13 protein-coding genes are annotated in these 15,079 nt (G+C 66.0%); 7 read left to right on the top strand and 6 right to left on the bottom strand.

Annotated elements, in window-relative coordinates:
* Positions 1 to 18: 18 nt before the first annotated feature.
* The 6 genes from CR917_RS02820 to gatC all read right to left on the bottom strand — a co-directional run bounded on the left by CR917_RS02820 (position 19) and on the right by gatC (position 5,207).
* Entirely contained in the window at positions 19 to 396 is a 378-nt protein-coding gene (locus CR917_RS02820) for a carboxymuconolactone decarboxylase family protein (protein WP_043862482.1), read from the bottom strand.
* Positions 397 to 406: 10 nt separating this feature from the next.
* Positions 407 to 1,450 (bottom strand): calcium/sodium antiporter, encoded by a 1,044-nt coding sequence (locus CR917_RS02815; protein WP_043862481.1) that lies wholly within the window; start codon positions 1,448 to 1,450, stop codon positions 407 to 409.
* 62 nt (positions 1,451 to 1,512) lie between these two features.
* Complete coding sequence (locus tag CR917_RS02810; RefSeq protein ID WP_043862480.1) at positions 1,513 to 1,887, bottom strand: septal ring lytic transglycosylase RlpA family protein; 375 nt, start codon at positions 1,885 to 1,887, stop codon at positions 1,513 to 1,515.
* A 107-nt stretch (positions 1,888 to 1,994) separates the two neighbouring features.
* Positions 1,995 to 3,440: an Asp-tRNA(Asn)/Glu-tRNA(Gln) amidotransferase subunit GatB gene (gatB, locus tag CR917_RS02805; protein WP_054916385.1), complete on the bottom strand. Its 1,446-nt coding sequence runs from the start codon at positions 3,438 to 3,440 to the stop codon at positions 1,995 to 1,997.
* An 11-nt stretch (positions 3,441 to 3,451) separates the two neighbouring features.
* The gene (gene gatA, locus CR917_RS02800) at positions 3,452 to 4,903 is read right to left on the bottom strand and encodes an Asp-tRNA(Asn)/Glu-tRNA(Gln) amidotransferase subunit GatA (RefSeq protein WP_043862478.1); all 1,452 of its coding nucleotides are present in this window, start codon (positions 4,901 to 4,903) and stop codon (positions 3,452 to 3,454) included.
* A gap of 16 nt (positions 4,904 to 4,919) precedes the next feature.
* Positions 4,920 to 5,207 (bottom strand): Asp-tRNA(Asn)/Glu-tRNA(Gln) amidotransferase subunit GatC, encoded by a 288-nt coding sequence (gatC, locus tag CR917_RS02795; RefSeq protein ID WP_043862477.1) that lies wholly within the window; start codon positions 5,205 to 5,207, stop codon positions 4,920 to 4,922.
* Between the two features lie 205 nt (positions 5,208 to 5,412).
* Here gatC and mreB point away from each other — a divergent pair, with 205 nt between their 5' ends.
* The 7 genes from mreB to CR917_RS02760 all read left to right on the top strand — a co-directional run bounded on the left by mreB (position 5,413) and on the right by CR917_RS02760 (position 15,078).
* The gene (gene mreB / locus CR917_RS02790) at positions 5,413 to 6,450 is read left to right on the top strand and encodes a rod shape-determining protein MreB (RefSeq protein WP_008371426.1); all 1,038 of its coding nucleotides are present in this window, start codon (positions 5,413 to 5,415) and stop codon (positions 6,448 to 6,450) included.
* 205 nt (positions 6,451 to 6,655) lie between these two features.
* Entirely contained in the window at positions 6,656 to 7,645 is a 990-nt protein-coding gene (gene mreC / locus CR917_RS02785; protein ID WP_370409067.1) for a rod shape-determining protein MreC, read from the top strand.
* Positions 7,645 to 8,133 (top strand): rod shape-determining protein MreD, encoded by a 489-nt coding sequence (gene mreD, locus CR917_RS02780; RefSeq protein ID WP_043862475.1) that lies wholly within the window; start codon positions 7,645 to 7,647, stop codon positions 8,131 to 8,133. The genes mreC and mreD overlap by 1 nt, the downstream gene beginning before the upstream one ends.
* 37 nt (positions 8,134 to 8,170) lie before the next feature.
* Positions 8,171 to 8,776, top strand: a complete 606-nt coding sequence (locus CR917_RS02775) for a nucleoside triphosphate pyrophosphatase (RefSeq protein WP_043862474.1) — start codon at positions 8,171 to 8,173, stop codon at positions 8,774 to 8,776.
* Between the two features lie 88 nt (positions 8,777 to 8,864).
* Positions 8,865 to 10,322 carry a ribonuclease G gene (gene rng, locus CR917_RS02770; RefSeq protein WP_043862473.1) on the top strand — a complete coding sequence of 486 codons (1,458 nt, stop codon included), beginning with the start codon at positions 8,865 to 8,867 and terminating at the stop codon, positions 10,320 to 10,322.
* A gap of 79 nt (positions 10,323 to 10,401) precedes the next feature.
* A complete protein-coding gene (locus CR917_RS02765) occupies positions 10,402 to 14,217 on the top strand; it encodes a YhdP family protein (RefSeq protein ID WP_104571865.1) in 3,816 nt (1,271 codons plus the stop codon).
* A gap of 9 nt (positions 14,218 to 14,226) precedes the next feature.
* Complete coding sequence (locus CR917_RS02760) at positions 14,227 to 15,078, top strand: carbon-nitrogen hydrolase family protein (RefSeq protein ID WP_054916383.1); 852 nt, start codon at positions 14,227 to 14,229, stop codon at positions 15,076 to 15,078.
* Position 15,079: the final 1 nt, after the last annotated feature.

The raw sequence follows: 15,079 nt of genomic DNA, 5'->3' as shown, positions 1-15,079 counted from the left end.
GCCCTGCGGGGTGATCGGTCAGCCCTGCTGGTAGCTGTCGATCACTTCCTGGGCGGCGCGAAACGCATCGATCGCCGCCGGTACGCCGGCGTACACGGCGCAATGCAGCAACGCCTCGCGAATCTCTTCCACCGTACAGCCGTTGTTCAGGGCGCCACGCACGTGGCCCTTGAGCTCCTGCGGGCACTTGAGCGCGGTCAGCGCCGCCAGGGTGATCAGGCTGCGGGTTTTCAGCGGCAGGCCTTCGCGGCTCCACACGCTGCCCCAGGCGTGCTCGTTGACGAACGCCTGCAGCGGCTCGGTGAACTCGGTGGCATTGCCCAGTGCACGGTCCACGAATGCATCGCCCATGACCTGGCGGCGAACCTGTTCGCCGGTTTTGTTGCTCTCGCCCATGTTGTTTTCCTTAGTGTTGGCGGCGCCAGGCGCGCACGGTGGTGTACATCAGCACCACCGCCAGCGTCGGCAGGACATAAAGCAGCATCAGCTGCTCCAGACGGTTGGCCAGCGGCATGCCGGTGGTGAAGGCCACCACGTGCAGACCATAGGCCAGGTAAAGACACAGGAACACCAGACCTTCGGCGCGGGTGACGCGGTAGCCGGAATAGAACACCGGCAGGGTCAGCACGGCCACGCCGAGCATCACCGGCAGGTCGAAGGCCAGCGCGTTGGGCGAGATCGACAGCGGCACCGGGGCCACCAGCGCGGTCAGCCCGAGCACCGCCAGCAGGTTGAACAGGTTGCTGCCGATCACGTTGCCCACGGCGATTTCACGCTCGCCGCGCAAGGCGGCGATCAGCGAGGTGGCCAGCTCCGGCAGCGAGGTGCATACCGCCACCACGGTCAGGCCGATCACCCGCTCCGACAGGCCCAGGTCGACGGCCACTTCCACTGCTGCCTCCAGCAACAGGTGCCCGGCCAGGCTCAGCAGGCCCAGGCCGGTGAGCATCAGTGCCAGGGTGCCGAACCAGAAGCCGACGCCACGCTGCGGCCGCGGGCCGGGGGCGGGGTAGGTGCGTGCGTGGTGGCGTGACTGGTGCCACAGGATGGCCAGGTAGGCAACCAGCCCGAGCAGCAGCAGGGCGCCTTCGAGGCGGCCGATGCGCTCGTCCAGGGCCAGCAGGTACACCAGCAGGCTGGCGCCGATCATCAGCGGGATGTCCAGGCGTACCAGTTGCCGCGAAACGCGCAGGGGGATGATCAGAGCGGCCAGGCCCAGGGTGACCAGCACGTTGAAGATGTTGCTGCCGATCACGCTGCCCACCGCCACGTCGGGTGCGCCGGTGTAGGCCGCCTGCAGGCTCACGGTCAGTTGCGGGGCGCTGCTGCCGAAGGCCACCAGGCTCAGGCCGATGATCAGCGGACGCACCTGCAGGCTGGCGGCCAGGCGCAGGGCGGCGCGCACCAGCAGTTCGGCGCCGGTGATCAGCAGCAGCAGGCCCAGGGCCAGTTGCAGCAGGCTGAAGGTGGGTAAAGCGGCCAGGTCGAAAATGGTCGTGCTCCGAAGCAGGGTCAGTTGCTGAGACTTTGTACCCGTACCCGCGCGGTTCCGCTACGGAGCATGCCCAGTTGGTCGGCGGCGGCGCGTGACAGGTCGATGAGTCGACCCCGGGTATGCGGGCCGCGGTCGTTGATGCGTACCACGACGCGGCGGTCGTTGGCGAGGTTGGTGACCTGCACGCGGGTGCCGAAGGGCAGGCTGCGATGGGCGGCGGTCAGGCCGTGCTGGTCGAAGGGTTCGCCACTGGCGGTGCGTTTGCCGTGATGGCGGGAACCGTAATAGGAGGCGGTGCCGGTCTGGTCGTAACCGCGGGGGTCGAGGGTGTGGCTGGCACAGCCGGCGAGCAGGGTGAAAAGCGCGAGCAGTGCGCTGAGGGGACGCCACATGTATCCGGTTACTCCGTGGTGTGGCCTTCGCCGGCAACGCCGGCTCCTGCAGGGATTGGTGCGTCCTTGTAGGAGCCGGCGTTGCCGGCGAATGCAGGCGACGCGGTTCAGCCTTCGAGCTTGCTCTTGAGCAATTGGTTCACCTGTTGCGGGTTGGCCTTGCCCTTGGACGCCTTCATCGCCTGGCCGACGAAGAAGCCGAACATCTTGCCGCGCTTGGCCTCGTCCGCCGCGCGGTACTGCTCGACCTGCTCGGCGTTGGCCGCCAGCACTTCGTCCAGCACCTTCTCGATCGCGCCGGTGTCGGTCACCTGTTTCAGGCCTTCGGCCTCGATGATCTGGTCGGCATCGCCTTCACCGGCGGCCATCTTCTCGAACACCACCTTGGCGATCTTGCCGCTGATGGTGTTGTCCAGAATGCGCTGCAGCATGCCGCCCAGTTGCGCGGCGCTGACCGGCGCCTGGTCGATCTCCAGGCCCAGCTTGTTCAGCAGGCTGCCCAGCTCGACCATGACCCAGTTGGCCGCCAGCTTGGCATCGCCGCACACACCGACCACCTGCTCGAAGTAGTCGGCCTGCTCGCGGCTGGAGGCCAGCACGTTGGCGTCGTAGGCCGACAGGCCGAACTGGCTCTGGAAGCGCTCGCGCTTCTGCGGCGGCAGTTCGGGCAGGGTGGCGCGGATGGCGTCGAGGAACGCCGGTTCGATGACCACCGGCAGCAGGTCCGGGTCGGGGAAGTAACGGTAGTCGTTGGCCTCCTCCTTGCTGCGCATGGAGCGGGTCTCGTCCTTGTTCGGGTCGTACAGGCGGGTTTCCTGGATCACCCGGCCGCCATCCTCGATCAGTTCGATCTGGCGCTGCACCTCGGTGTTGATCGCCTTCTCGATGAAGCGGAACGAGTTGACGTTCTTGATCTCGCAGCGGGTGCCGAACTCGACCTGGCCCTTGGGCCGGATCGACACGTTGCAGTCGCAGCGCAGCGAGCCCTCGGCCATGTTGCCGTCGCAGATGCCCAGGTAGCGCACCAGTGCGTGGATCGCCTTGACGTAGGCCACGGCTTCCTTGGCGCTGCGCATTTCCGGCTCGGAGACGATTTCCAGCAGCGGCGTGCCGGCGCGGTTCAGGTCGATGCCGGTGGCGCCGCTGAAGTCTTCGTGCAGGCTCTTGCCGGCGTCTTCCTCCAGGTGTGCGCGGGTGATGCCGATGCGCTTGACGGTGCCGTCTTCAAGGGCGATGTCCAGGTAGCCCTTGCCGACGATCGGCAGCTCCATCTGGCTGATCTGGTAGCCCTTGGGCAGGTCGGGGTAGAAGTAGTTCTTGCGCGCGAACACGTTGTGCTCGCCGATTTCGGCGTCGATCGCCAGGCCGAACATGCAGGCCATGCGCACGGCTTCTTCGTTGAGCACCGGCAGTACGCCGGGCATGCCCAGGTCGATCAGGCTGGCCTGGGTGTTCGGCTCGGAGCCGAACGTGGTGGCGCTGCCGGAGAAAATCTTCGACTGGGTGGCGAGCTGGGTATGAATTTCCAGCCCGATCACAACTTCCCATTGCATGTGTCTGTCCCTCAGAAGCCGGTAGGTGCGCGGGTGTGCCAATCAGTCACTTGCTGATAGCGGTGCGCGACGTTGAGCAGGCGGCCTTCCTGGAAATACGGGGCCAGCAGTTGCACGCCGACCGGCAGGCCGTCGACAAAACCGGCCGGCATCGACAGGCCTGGCAGGCCGGCGAGGTTGGCGGTGATGGTGTAGACGTCTTCCAGGTAGGCGGCGACCGGGTCGCTGTTCTTGGCGCCAAGCTTCCAGGCCGGGTTGGGCGTGGTCGGGCCGAGAATCACGTCGACCTCTTCGAAGGCGGCCATGAAGTCGTTCTTGATCAGGCGGCGGATCTTCTGCGCCTGCAGGTAGTAGGCATCGTAGTAGCCGGCCGACAGCGCGTAGGCGCCGACCATGATGCGCCGCTGCACCTCGGGGCCGAAGCCTTCACCGCGCGAACGCTTGTACAGGTCGGTGAGGTCCTTGGGGTCTTCGCAGCGGTAGCCGAAGCGCACGCCGTCGAAACGCGAGAGGTTGGACGAGGCTTCGGCCGGGGCGATGACGTAGTACGCAGGGATCGCGTGCTGCATGTTCGGCAGGCTGATCTGCTTGACCACCGCGCCGAGCTTTTCCAGCTCCTTGACGCTGGCCTGGATCAGGTCGGCGATGCGCGGGTCCAGGCCGGCACCGAAGTATTCCTTCGGCAGGCCGATGCGCAGGCCCTGCAGCGAGGCGTTGAGCGGGGCGCTGTAGTCGGGCACCGGCTCGTCGATGCTGGTGGAGTCCTTGGCGTCGAAACCGGCCATGGCCTGCAGCAGCAGCGCGCAGTCTTCGGCGGTACGCGCCAGCGGGCCACCCTGGTCGAGGCTGGAGGCGTAGGCAATCATGCCCCAGCGCGACACGCGACCGTAGGTCGGCTTGAGGCCGGTGAGGTTGGTCAGCGCCGCCGGCTGGCGGATCGAACCGCCGGTGTCGGTGCCGGTGGTGGCCGGCAGCAGGCGCGCGGCCACGGCAGCGGCCGAACCGCCGGACGAACCGCCCGGCACGTGTTCGAGGTTCCACGGGTTCTTCACCGCGCCGTAGTGGCTGGATTCGTTGGCCGAACCCATGGCGAACTCGTCCATGTTGGTCTTGCCCAGGGTGACCATGCCGGCCTCGGCCAGCTTGCTGACCACGGTGGCGTCATACGGCGAGACGAAGTTGTCGAGCATCTTCGAGCCGCAGCTGGTGCGCACGCCCTGGGTGCAGAACAGGTCCTTGTGGGCGATGGGGGCGCCCAGCAGGGCGCCGGTTTCACCGCCAGCACGGCGGGCGTCGGCGGCACGCGCCTGGTCCAGGGCCAGGTCTTCGGTGACGCTGATGAAACTGTTGATTTGCGGGTCGAGCTGCTGGATGCGCGCCAGCAGCGTGCGGGTCAGCTCTTCGGCAGAAAAGGCTTTGTCGGCGAGTCCGCGGGCGATCTCGGCCAGGGTCAGTTGATGCATGGCAGGCTCTATTCCCTTACTCGATGACTTTAGGAACCAGGTACAGGCCGCTTTCGGTCGCCGGGGCGATGGCCTGGTAGCTGTCTCTCTGGTTACTTTCTGTTACCACGTCGGCACGCAGGCGCTGACGGGCTTCAAGGGGGTGGGCCAATGGCTCGATGCCAGTGGTGTCGACCGCTTGCATCTGGTCGACCAAACCCAGAATACTGTTCAAGGCATCGGTAGTGCGCGGAAGATCGGCTTCATTGAGGCCCAGGCGGGCCAGGTGAGCGATCTTTTCCACGTCGCAGCGTTCAAGCGCCATGGGGATCTCCAGGGGAAAACAAAAAACGGAATTGGTCCGCGAATGAGGAACATGCTGGCAGATTTACGGTCATAAGGCCGCGATTGTGTGCTGGCTTGCTCGGAAAAACTGCCAATTTAACATATTGGCGCCTTGCCCAAAATCCCCGCCGTTGTTAGAGTTTGCCGCACTTTTTTACCCACGCGTTGCCTAGGGTCACTTTCCCATGTTCAAGAAACTGCGTGGCATGTTTTCCAGCGATCTTTCCATCGACCTGGGCACTGCCAACACCCTTATTTACGTGCGTGAGCGCGGTATCGTCCTGAATGAGCCTTCGGTTGTGGCCATTCGTACTCACGGCAACCAGAAAAGTGTCGTCGCTGTCGGCACCGAGGCCAAGCGCATGCTCGGCCGTACGCCCGGCAACATCGCTGCCATTCGTCCGATGAAGGACGGTGTGATCGCCGATTTCAGCGTCTGCGAAAAGATGCTGCAGTACTTCATCAACAAGGTTCACGAAAACAGTTTTCTGCAGCCCAGCCCTCGCGTGCTGATCTGCGTTCCGTGCAAGTCGACCCAGGTAGAGCGCCGCGCCATTCGCGAGTCGGCCCTCGGTGCCGGTGCCCGTGAAGTGTTCCTGATCGAAGAGCCAATGGCCGCCGCCATCGGTGCCGGCCTGCCGGTCGAGGAAGCCCGTGGTTCGATGGTCGTCGATATTGGTGGTGGTACCACCGAAATCGCACTGATCTCCCTCAATGGTGTGGTGTACGCCGAATCCGTGCGTGTGGGTGGCGACCGTTTCGACGAGGCCATCGTTACCTACGTGCGCCGCAACTACGGCAGCCTGATCGGCGAGTCCACTGCCGAGCGTATCAAGCAGGAAATCGGTACTGCCTACCCGGGCGGCGAAGTGCGTGAAGTCGACGTACGCGGCCGCAACCTGGCCGAAGGCGTGCCACGTGCCTTCACCCTGAACTCCAACGAAGTGCTCGAAGCCCTTCAGGAATCGCTGGCGACCATCGTGCAGGCGGTCAAGAGCGCCCTGGAGCAATCGCCACCGGAGCTGGCTTCGGACATCGCCGAGCGCGGCCTGGTGCTGACCGGTGGTGGTGCGCTGCTGCGCGACCTGGACAAGCTGCTGGCCCAGGAAACCGGCCTGCCGGTGATCGTCGCCGAAGACCCGCTGACCTGTGTCGCCCGTGGCGGCGGTCGCGCGCTGGAGATGATGGACAAACACACCATGGACCTGCTCTCCAGCGAGTGATTTGCTGACCGCCCACCCCGTCCCCCGGTTTACAGGTAGCGCCCACAGTGCTACCTGTATGTGCTGGTGGCGCGTGTGGGCGTCGTTTCCATCCATCCTGCAAGCAGGCCGGTGCGTTGCCGTATGAATGACCCCCTGAATCTTCGAGGAGCGGCCTATTAAACCGCTTTTCGCCAAAGGCCCTTCGCTGGGCGTGCACCTGCTTGTGCTGGTTGTGCTGTCTATCGCCCTGATGGTGGTGGACGCCCGCTTTACCTTGCTCAAGCCGCTGCGCAGCCAGATGGCGCTGGTGCTGATGCCTTCCTATACCATCAGCGACTTCCCGCAACGCATGTGGCAGGGCGTGGCCAGCCAGTTCGGCAGCCGCACCGAGCTGATCGCCGAGAACGAGAAACTCAAGACCGAAGCCTTGCTGCTGCAAGGTCGCCTGCAGAAGCTGGCGGCCCTGACCGAGCAGAACGTGCGCCTGCGCGAGTTGCTCAACTCCTCGGCACTGGTCAACGAGAAGGTCGAGGTGGCCGAGCTGATCGGCGTCGACCCCAACCCCTTTACCCACCGCATCCTGATCAACAAGGGCGAACGCGACGGCGTGGTGCTGGGCCAGCCGGTGCTCGACGCCCGTGGCCTGATGGGCCAGGTGGTCGAGCTGATGCCGTACACCTCGCGGGTGCTGCTGCTCACCGACACCACCCACAGCATTCCGGTGCAGGTCAACCGCAACGGCCTGCGCGCGATTGCCAGCGGCACCGGCAATCCCGAACGCCTGGAACTGCGCCACGTGGCCGATACCGCCGACATCAAGGAAGGCGACCTGCTGGTCAGTTCCGGCCTGGGCCAGCGCTTCCCGGCCGGCTACCCGGTGGCCACGGTGCGCGAGGTGATCCACGACTCCGGGCAGCCGTTCGCCATCGTGCGGGCGGTGCCGACCGCGGCGCTCAACCGCAGCCGCTACATGCTGCTGGTGTTTTCCGACAGCCGTACCCCCGAACAGCGCGCCGCCGATGCCGCGCAGGCTCAGGAAGCGGCTGATCGCCAGGCGCAGAGCCCGATCGATGGCAGCATGCCGGCTGCCGCGCCGGGCACACCTGCCGCACCCGCTGCGCCGGGCACGCCTGCGCCAACCCCTGCACCTGCTCCTGCCGCCGCGCCCGCTGCCCCTGCAGCCGCCCCGGCCACTTCTCGGGAGAGACACTGATGAGCAGTACCCGTAGCCGCAACGGTTGGGTGGTCTGGTTGACCTTCCTGATCGGCCTGCTGCTGAGCGTGTGGCCCACGCTGCCGTTCATGGAGATTTTCCGTCCGCTGTGGCTGGCCCTGCTGCTGGCCTTCTGGACGCTGCACCTGCCGCACAAGGTCGGCATGACCACCGCATTCGTGCTGGGGCTTGCCGAGGACGTGCTGTACGGCACGCTGCTGGGGCAGAACGCTCTGGTGCTGGTGCTTATCACCTTCCTGGTGCTGTCGCTGCAGCAGCGCCTGCGCATGTTCCCCATGTGGCAGCAGAGCCTGGTGATTCTGGTGATCTTCGGCCTGGCCCAGCTGGTTCAGCTGTGGCTCAGCGCCCTGACCGGCAACCGCCAGCCGACCCTGGCGCTGGTGTGGCCGGCGGTGATCAGTGCGCTGCTGTGGCCCTGGATCAGCTTCGCCTTGCGCGGCCTGCGCCGACGCCTGAGTATCAACTGATTCGCGTTGCCCACCGACGCTGACACGGAGACGTCACATGACCCCGCTGTACCTGGCCTCTGGTTCGCCACGCCGACGTGAGCTGCTCTCCCAGATCGGCGTGCCGTTCACCCCGGTGGCCGCCAGCATCGATGAAACCCCTCTGGATGCCGAACCGGCTGACGCCTATGTCGAGCGCCTGGCGCGCGAGAAGGCGGCTGCCGGCCTGGCGGTGTTGCGCGCCAGCGGGGTGGAAGGGCACCTGGCGGTACTGGGCGCCGACACTGCGGTGGTGCTCGACGGGCAGATCCTCGGCAAGCCGCAGGGGCAGGCCGACGCCCTGGCCATGCTGGCCGCATTGTCCGGACGCGAGCACGACGTGCTGACGGCAGTGGCGGTGACCGATGGCGAGCGCTGCCTGAGCGTGAACGTTGCCAGCCGCGTCAGCCTGCGCCCCATCAGCCCCGAACAGGCCCTGGCCTACTGGGCCAGCGGCGAGCCGCAGGACAAGGCCGGCAGCTACGCGATCCAGGGCCTGGCGGCAATTTTCGTCAAGGCGCTGCAGGGCAGCTACTCGGCGGTGGTCGGCTTGCCGCTGAGCGAAACCGCCGAGCTGCTGGAGCAATTTGCCATTCCCTGCTGGCAAGGCCTGCCGCCCCGTTGAGCGAGGAACTGTCCGTACCCCTTTAATTGCTCGCCAGCGACCGCCGGGCGATCCATCATTAGCTGAAGACCTTTGACGAGAGCCTGCCATGAGTGAAGAGATTCTGATCAATATCACGCCGATGGAATCACGCGTGGCGGTGGTGGAGAACGGTGTTCTTCAAGAGGTGCACGTCGAGCGCACCCAGCGGCGGGGCATCGTCGGCAACATCTACAAGGGCAAGGTGGTGCGGGTGCTGCCCGGCATGCAGGCGGCGTTCGTCGACATCGGCCTGGAGCGCGCGGCGTTCATCCACGCCTCGGAAATCTCCCAGCGCGAAGGCGCCAGTGTCGAGACCATCAGTGCCCTGGTGCACGAAGGCCAGAGCCTGGTGGTGCAGGTGACCAAGGACCCGATCGGCTCCAAGGGCGCACGCCTGACTACCCAGCTGTCGATCCCGTCGCGCTATCTGGTGTACATGCCGCGTACCAGCCATGTGGGCATCTCGCTGAAGATCGAGGACGAAGGCGAACGCGAGCGGCTCAAGCAGGTGGTCACCGACTGCATCGCCCAGGAAAACATCCAGGACGCCGGCGGGTTCATCCTGCGCACCGCGGCCGAGGGCGCCGGCGCCGACGAGATCGTCATGGACATCCGCTACCTGCGTCGCTTGTGGGACCAGATCGGGGCCCAGATCAAGACCGTTGGCGCACCCACCGAAATCTACGAAGACCTGGGCCTGGCCCTGCGTACCCTGCGCGACCTGGTCAACCCCAAGATCGAGAAGATCCGCATCGATTCGCGGGAAACCTTCCAGAAGACCACGCAGTTCGTCGCCGAGCTGATGCCGGAAATCGCCGACCGCCTGGAGCACTACCCGGGGGAGCGGCCGATCTTCGACCTGTATGGCGTCGAGGACGAGATCCAGCGCGCCCTGGAGCGCAAGGTGCCGCTCAAGTCCGGCGGCTACCTGGTGGTCGACCCGGCCGAGGCGATGACCACCATCGACGTCAACACCGGGGCCTTCGTCGGCCACCGCAACCTCGAAGAGACCATCTTCAAGACCAACCTGGAGGCTGCCACGGCGATTGCCCGCCAGCTGCGCCTGCGCAACATCGGCGGCATCATCATCATCGACTTCATCGACATGGAAGACGAAGAGCACCAGCGCCAGGTGCTGCGTACCCTGGAAAAACAGCTGGAACGTGATCACGCCAAGACCAACATCATCGGCATCACCGAGCTGGGGCTGGTGCAGATGACCCGCAAGCGCACCCGCGAAAGCCTTGAACAGGTGCTGTGCGAACCATGCGCCAGTTGCCAGGGCCGCGGGAAGCTGAAGACCCCTGAGACCATCTGTTACGAAATTTTCCGCGAGATCCTGCGCGAGGCCCGCGCCTACCAGGCCGAAGGCTACCGGGTGCTGGCCAACCAGAAGGTGGTGGACCGCCTGCTCGACGAGGAATCGGGCAACGTGGCGGAGCTGGAGGCATTCATCGGGCGAACCATCCGCTTCCAGGTGGAGTCCATGTATTCCCAGGAACAATACGATGTGGTGCTGCTCTGACTCGCGTTGAAACCTACCCTGCGCTGGAAAACTGCGCGTACCGGGCCATAGTTAACGGACCACACGGGGAGCCCTTGCCATGGAGCGTCTGATCCGCGTTCTGGGCATCTTGACCCGTTGGGGGCTTGGCCTGTGCGCCTTGCTTGCCGTGCTGGTGGCGTTGTACGTCAGCCTTGGCCGCGAGCTGGTGCCACTGGTTGCCGAGTACCGCGCCGAGGTGGAGCAGAAGGCCGAGGTCGCACTGGGCATGCCGGTGCATATCGGTGCCCTGGAAGGCCGCTGGAGCGGCCTTGCGCCGGTGTTGCGCGTGCGCGACGTGCAGCTGGGCGAAGGCGCCGGCGCCTTGCGCCTGGACGAGGTCAAGGTGGTGCCCGACCTGTGGGCCAGCCTGATGCAGCGCCAGGTCCGCCTGGCCCAGGTCGAACTGGGCGGCCTGCAACTGAACCTGCACGAAGATGAAAACGGTCACTGGAGCCTCAAGGGTCTGCCGGTGCAGGACGATCAGCCACTGGATGTACAGCAGTTGCTCGAACGCAGCCAGGTGGTGGCGAAGGTGTCGGTGCTCGACAGCCAGGTGACCCTGGAGCCGTTCGCGCATGAGCCGATGACCCTGACCTATGTGAGCCTCGGGCTGCAGACCGGCAGCGTGCGCCAGCGCCTGGATGCGCGCCTGACCCTGCCCGACGGCCAGCCGATGAGCCTGAGCCTGCGCAGCCGCGTGCGCGCCGACCAGTGGCGCGACGGTGCGGTGGATGCCTACCTCAGCCTGCCACAGAGCGACTGGGCCAAATGGGTGCCGGCGCGGCTGCTGGGCCCGTACACGGCCAGCGAACTGCGTGCCGGTGGCGAGGCCTGGGTAGGGTGGGGCAAAGGCCAGTTGCAGACCGCGACGCTGCGCCTCAACGCGCCCCAGCTCAAGGGTGCGCATGCCGGTCGCAAGGCGGTAAAGGTCGAGAACCTGGCGCTCAATGCCTGGTTCAGGCGTAGCGACAAGGGCTTTGACGTGGTGCTCGATTCCCTGGCCATGAGCCTGGGCGACACCCGCTGGGAATCCCACGTTCAACTCAGGCAGAGCGCCGCCACCGAGCCGGCCGATGAAGTGTGGGCGATCCAGGCCGACCGCCTCGATTTGACCCCGCTGACCCCACTGATCCAGGCGCTCGCGCCGCTGCCGGAGGCGGGCATGGCCGTGGTCGAGGGCCTCAAGGTCACCGGCGGCCTGCGCAATGTGCGCCTGGACGTGCGGCCCAGGGCCGAAGGCGATCAGCGCCTGAGCTTTGCAGCCAACCTGGACCGCGTCGGCTTCAATGCCTACCACGGCGCCCCCGCTGCCGGGAATGTCAGCGGCAGCATCAGCGGCGACCTGGGCCAGGGCGAGCTGCGCCTGGACACCGACAAGTTCATGCTGCACCTGACGCCGATCTTCGCCGACCCCTGGCATTACCTGAAGGCCAATGCACGCCTGACCTGGCGACTGGACTCCGAGGGTTTCACCCTGGTTGCGCCGTACCTTAAGGTGCTGGGTGACGAGGGCAGGATTGCCGGCGACTTCCTGATCCGGCTGCTGTTCGACGATGCACGCGAAGACTACATGGACCTGCGTGTGGGCCTGGTCGACGGCGATGGCCGCTACACCGCCAAGTACCTGCCCGAAGTGCTCAGCCCTGCGCTGGACCACTGGTTGCGCACCGCAATCCTCAAGGGCGCGGTGGATGAAGGCTACTTCCAGTACCAGGGCTCGCTGCACCACGGCGCGACCCCCGAGTCGCGCAGCATCAGCCTGTTCTTCAAGGTGCATGACGCCGAGCTGGACTTCCAGCCCGGCTGGCCCCACGTGAGCAAGGTCGATGGCGACGTGTTCATCGAGGACACCGGTGTGCGGGTCAAGGCGCGCAGCGGCCAGTTGCTCGGCACCCGGGTGCGCAATGTGGACGTGAACATTCCCCATGTGAACGAAGGCGAGCATACCCACCTGTACCTGGACGGAGAGTTCGACGGGCGCCTGGCCGACGGGGTGAAGATCCTGCAGGACGCGCCGATCGGTACCGGCCCGACCTTCGCCGGCTGGGAAGGCGAGGGCCCGCTGCAGGGCAAGCTCAAGCTCGATATCCCCCTGGAGCACGGCCAGCAGCCCAAGGTGCTGGTGGATTTCAGCACCGAACAGGCGCGCCTGAAGCTGAGTGAACCGCCGCTGGAGCTGAGCCAGTTGAACGGCACTTTCCGCTTCGACTTCGACAAGGGGCTCAGCGGCCAGAACATCACCGCGCGCGCCTTCGACAAGCCCATCAGCGCACAGATCTTTGCCGAGGGGCAGCCTGGGCAACTGCAGACCCGTATCGCCGCCAAGGGCCAGATCGCCTTGAAGGCGCTGACCGACTGGCTGAAATTCACCCAGCCCTTGCCAGCCTCCGGAGAAATCCCCTACCAGTTGCAGGTCAGTGTCGGTAGCCGCGAAAACCAGCTGAGCATCGACTCTACCCTCAAGGGCCTGAAAGTGGACCTGCCGGCGCCGTTCGGCAAGGCGGTCAGCGAAACCCGGGCCACGCAGTTCAAGATGAACCTGCAAGGGCCGCAACAGCGCTTCGATGTGGCCTACGCCGACGTCGCCAGGCTGGCCTATGCCGCGCCTGCCGGCAAGCTCGGCCAGGGGCGCGGTGAGCTGCTGCTGGGCAACGGCACGGCGCAACTGCCGGCCGGTCAGGGCCTGCGGGTGCGTGGCCGGCTCGCCCAGCTGGACATTGAGCCCTGGCAGAAGCAGTTCGAGCAGATGGCCGGTGACGATCCGGGCGGCAATGCCCGGCAGGTGCTCAACAGCGTGGACGTGAGCATCGGCCAGCTCAAGGGCTTTGGCCAGACCCTCAACCAGGCAGTGGTACGCCTGGACCGCGGGAGCAACTTCTGGGACCTGCGCCTGGACAGCAAGGAGGTCATCGGCACGGCCCGCCTGCCCGATGCCAAGGGCGCCCCGATCGTGATCAACCTGCCGACCCTCCACCTGCCGCCGTCCGACCCGGCCGACGCCAGCGCAGTGGACGGACCGGACCCGCTGGCCGATGTCGACCCGCGCAAGATCCCGGCGATCGACCTGAGCATCGGCAGGCTGTTCCTTGGCGATGATCTGCTCGGCAGCGTCGCGCTGAAAACCCGTCCCACCTCCAAGGGCGTGGCCCTGAACGACCTGGACCTGAACCTCAAGGGCCTGGCGATCGATGGCACCGCCACCTGGGAAGGCACGCCGGGGCGCAGCGACAGCTGGTACAAGGGGCGCCTGGAAGGCAAGAACCTGGCCGATGTGCTGACCGCCTGGGGCTTCGCGCCGACGGTGACCAGCCGCGACTTCCGCCTGGACGTGGACGGACGCTGGCAGGGGTCGCCGGCCTGGGTCAGCCTCAAGCACTTCTCCGGCAACCTCGATGCCTTGCTGCGCAAGGGGCAGTTCGTCGAAGTGGAAGGCGGGGCGCAGGCCTTGCGCGTGTTCGGCCTGCTCAATTTCAACTCGATCGGCCGACGCCTGCGCCTGGACTTCTCCGACCTGCTCGACAAGGGCCTGAGCTACGACCGGGTCAAGGGCCTGCTGGTGGCAAGCGAGGGCGTGTATGTGACGCGCGAGCCGATCACCCTGACCGGCCCGTCCAGCAACCTCGAGCTCGATGGCACCCTGGACATGGTTCGGGACCGGGTCGATGCGACCTTGCAGGTGACCTTGCCGGTGACCAACAACCTGCCCCTGGCGGCGCTGATCGTGGGCGCGCCAGCGGTGGGCGGGGCGCTGTTCCTGGTGGACCGGCTGCTGGGGGATCGGGTGGCGCGCTATGCCAGTGTGCATTACCGCGTCGAGGGCCCGTGGAAAGAGCCTAAGATTAGCTTTATCAAACCTTTCGAGAAGTCGCGCTAGAACATGGACATGACGTCAGCGGTTATTCAGATGGTCAGCCAGGACGATGTGCCGGGCAACCTGGCGCGGGCCCGTGCCCTGCTGGAGCGGGCTGCCGAAGGGGGCGCGCGGCTGGCGGTGCTGCCGGAAAACTTCGCTGCCATGGGCCGGCGCGACAGCGCCGCCATCGGCCGGGCCGAGGCGCTGGGGGAGGGGCCGATCCTGCCATGGTTGAAACAGGCGGCCCGCGACCTCAGGTTATGGATTGTAGCGGGCACCTTGCCGCTGCCGCCGCTCGACCGGCCCGAGGCCAAAGCCCATGCCTGCTCCCTGCTGGTCGACGAGCACGGCGAGCAGGTGGCCCGCTACGACAAATTGCATCTGTTCGATGTGGATGTGGCCGACAACCGTGGCCGCTACCGCGAGTCGGACGATTATGCCCACGGCGCGCGGGTGGTGGTGGCCGATACCCCGGTGGGGCGCTTGGGCCTGAGCGTGTGCTACGACCTGCGCTTTCCCGAGCTGTACAGCGCGCTGCGTGCGGCCGGAGCCGAACTGATCAGTGCACCGGCAGCCTTTACTGCAGTAACCGGTGCGGCCCATTGGGACGTGCTGATTCGCGCCAGGGCCATAGAGACACAGTGTTACGTATTGGCGGCCGCCCAGGGCGGCACGCACCCGGGGCCACGGGAAACCCATGGCCATGCCGCCATCGTCGACCCCTGGGGGCGTATCGTTGCCCAGCAGGCCAGCGGTGAAGCGGTGCTGCTGGCGCCCCGCGACAGCAGCGAACAGGCGTCCATTCGGGCGCGGATGCCGGTGGCCTCGCACCGGCGCTTTTTTTCGCAGGACGCATTGCGGCCTGCGCACACCTCGGAGTGAC

Source organism: Pseudomonas sp. BRM28 (assembly GCF_002939405.1).
Taxonomy (GTDB): Bacteria; Pseudomonadota; Gammaproteobacteria; order Pseudomonadales; family Pseudomonadaceae; genus Aquipseudomonas; species Aquipseudomonas palmensis.
The sequence above is the reverse complement of the archived record's forward strand: the minus strand, read 5'-3'. Positions and strand labels throughout refer to the sequence as shown.

Coding starts and splice junctions, on each gene's coding strand:
- CR917_RS02820 (WP_043862482.1), bottom strand. CDS start 396: ATGGGCGAGAGCAACAAAACCGGCGAACAGGTTCGCCGCCAGGTCATG.
- CR917_RS02810 (WP_043862480.1), bottom strand. CDS start 1,887: ATGTGGCGTCCCCTCAGCGCACTGCTCGCGCTTTTCACCCTGCTCGCC.
- gatB (WP_054916385.1), bottom strand. CDS start 3,440: ATGCAATGGGAAGTTGTGATCGGGCTGGAAATTCATACCCAGCTCGCC.
- gatA (WP_043862478.1), bottom strand. CDS start 4,903: ATGCATCAACTGACCCTGGCCGAGATCGCCCGCGGACTCGCCGACAAA.
- gatC (WP_043862477.1), bottom strand. CDS start 5,207: ATGGCGCTTGAACGCTGCGACGTGGAAAAGATCGCTCACCTGGCCCGC.
- mreB (WP_008371426.1), top strand. CDS start 5,413: ATGTTCAAGAAACTGCGTGGCATGTTTTCCAGCGATCTTTCCATCGAC.
- mreD (WP_043862475.1), top strand. CDS start 7,645: ATGAGCAGTACCCGTAGCCGCAACGGTTGGGTGGTCTGGTTGACCTTC.
- CR917_RS02775 (WP_043862474.1), top strand. CDS start 8,171: ATGACCCCGCTGTACCTGGCCTCTGGTTCGCCACGCCGACGTGAGCTG.
- rng (WP_043862473.1), top strand. CDS start 8,865: ATGAGTGAAGAGATTCTGATCAATATCACGCCGATGGAATCACGCGTG.
- CR917_RS02765 (WP_104571865.1), top strand. CDS start 10,402: ATGGAGCGTCTGATCCGCGTTCTGGGCATCTTGACCCGTTGGGGGCTT.
- CR917_RS02760 (WP_054916383.1), top strand. CDS start 14,227: ATGACGTCAGCGGTTATTCAGATGGTCAGCCAGGACGATGTGCCGGGC.